1 protein-coding gene is annotated in these 2,525 nt (G+C 30.2%); it reads right to left on the reverse strand.

Translation table 11 applies throughout. The features are described from left to right. Positions 1 to 1,181 precede the first annotated feature (1,181 nt). Complete coding sequence (locus BKH43_RS08270; RefSeq protein ID WP_095230464.1) at positions 1,182 to 2,492, reverse strand: hypothetical protein; 1,311 nt, start codon at positions 2,490 to 2,492, stop codon at positions 1,182 to 1,184. Positions 2,493 to 2,525: the final 33 nt, after the last annotated feature.

A 2,525-nucleotide genomic window follows, 5' to 3' on the forward strand; every position in this document is an offset into this window, starting at 1 on the left:
TTATGTTATAAGAAGAGTAAAGGTGCTGTTTTACTACTGTTACCTTATGAGAGAAGTAAGGTTGTTTTAGAGAGGGGAATAAGGGATCTAACTCTTAATATGCACTTAGATTGCTTTAAGAGTAAAGACAAAATTGTAATTTGCTGCTATCTAGTTTTTAAGTTTATTTAGTCTTTAAGTTAGGTGTGTGATTTATTTGTAATAACAAGTGGCAAAATTGCCATTTTGTTATTACATGTAAATCTATAGATGAAGTAAGTATGAAGGCTGTTTTATAAAAGTAAGATAAAGGCTAGTCGTATGGAATCTAGTTTAAAACTAGATTCTGACCTAAGGATGGGCTATAAGTTTGTTAAATCTTTACAAGAGCTTATTTATGAGGTTTTGTGTTTAGAATCTAAAGTAATTTAGATTCTAAACCTTGAGTTAGTTTGAAAGTAGGATTTATATTTAGAGAATTAGAGTCTTAAGTCTTAGGATTTAGGATTTATGAAGTTAGATTTAGATTCTAAAACTTAGTATTCTATAAAGTTATAAAAGATTCATAAGACTTTTTGATAGTAAGACTATAACTAGAATTTTAATAGCAAGATTACAAAGAGTTTTTAATGTTTAACTTGCAAAGATTATTGCCTGCAATCTAAATAGTCTTTACAACTACAGTCTTTGTGATTAATAATATTGTTTTTAGTTATTTAAAAAGTTTGGAGTCTATTTTTGTATTCTGTATTTAGAATTAATATTTATTTTTAGATTTTACTTTGTATTTTATGTTTAGAAGTATGTTTGTGTTTAGAATCTAGATCTTAGATTCTAAATCTTAAAGACTTTAGATTCTAAATCTTTTTAAACCTCTACTTTAATACACTTACTAAATATATAACTTATATATAAAACTCATATATAAGCTATATGAATCATACTAGGTTATATGAATTGTATGAACTATATAAATCATATAAATTATATAAATTATATGAACTGCGTAAGTCATAAGAATCATAAGAATTATATGAGCTATAAGATTTATATAACTTATACAAATTATATAAATCTTAATATATAAAACTTACCTACTTAGCTTTTCTACTTTCTTCTCACCTACTTACCTACTTACCTATCTACTATCTAGTTTCTAGTTTCTAGTTTCTAGTTTCTAGTTTCTAGTTTCTAGTTACTTCCTACTTACCACCAAAGTAATAAGCATAATTAAGTGTTACTTCTCCACTAGTAAAAGATGGATTAGTATTTCTAAAATAGTATTGATACTCTACAGATACAGATTGATGCTTACCAAAGAAAGCTATTAATCCAGCCTTAGCTGTAGGAAGGATGGTTGGAGTAGAGTTTTTGCGTCTTGCTGCATCTTGGGCAGCAGCATTAAGAGAGGCTTGAGAGGCTGATGTTGAAGCTGAGATTATAGCTCTTGTTATAGCTAACTTTTGAGCATCTTGCCCTACTTTATCTATAGCAGCTTTTACTTCTGCAACAGCCGTGGCGATATTATCTATACTAGTTTTTGGATCAACTGTAGTTGTGCTACTGTTAGGATCAAATTTAGTAGGACTAAGTGGTGCTAGTTTTGTTGGATCTCCAGTTATTGTTATATCATTTTGAGTTTTACCAGAAGAATCTGTTTTGATGCCATCCAAAATGGTAGATTTTAATGCAGATACTACCTGAGATAGGTTTCTTATATTATTTGGATCACTCCATCCAAAATTCCTTAAATTACTAAGGTTATTGCCTACTTTCTGAAGTTCAGCATTGTATTTTTGGGCATTCACCTGATTGTTTTCTATAGTACTTTTCAAGTTTGCTATTGCCCCAGTATTTGGATCATTTAAAGCTTTTAAAGAATTGCTTAAATCATTGCTTGCTTGTATATAAGCAGGATTTTGTAGTTCTGCTTGTGTTGGAGTTACTTGGGCTATAGAGCTCTGAAAGGCTGAGATTCTATCCATTAAAGAATTTGTATTTCTTCCAGTAGTTTGGTTAAATGCAGTAACTAAATCATTTGCAGTTTTCATAATATTCGTTGTATTTAACCCAGCAGCAATATTTGAATTAAATAGTCCAATAGTGTCATTTGCAGTTTGAACTCCAGTTCCAAACTGACCTGCCAAAATACTTGGATCTATCTTCTGTTTATTGATTATTTGGTTGTTAGTTGCAGCAACACCATTCACTCCATCATTAACTACTCTTCTAGCATCACCGATTTGTGTCTGTCCAGCTATAACGTCATTAGAAATATCTTGCAAAGAAGCCTGCATCTTTTGTATAGCATCTAATTGAGAAGATAGGTTAGCATTTAATGCTGGGTTAACACCAGAAAGAACAGTTCCATTTACTGAAAAAGTCGCGCCATTTAGGACATTTGCAGCACCTGCTACATTAGTAGATGCGTTAATAAAACTCCCATTTTCATCAAGACTTATTTTTAAGTTAAAACTAAGGATTGTATAAGTTGATATTAAGAGTTTATACAAATTAAAACTTATGCAAGCTCAGATTAAAGACTA

The sequence above is a fragment of the Helicobacter sp. 13S00401-1 genome, assembly GCF_002272925.1.
GTDB lineage: Bacteria > Campylobacterota > Campylobacteria > Campylobacterales > Helicobacteraceae > Helicobacter_I.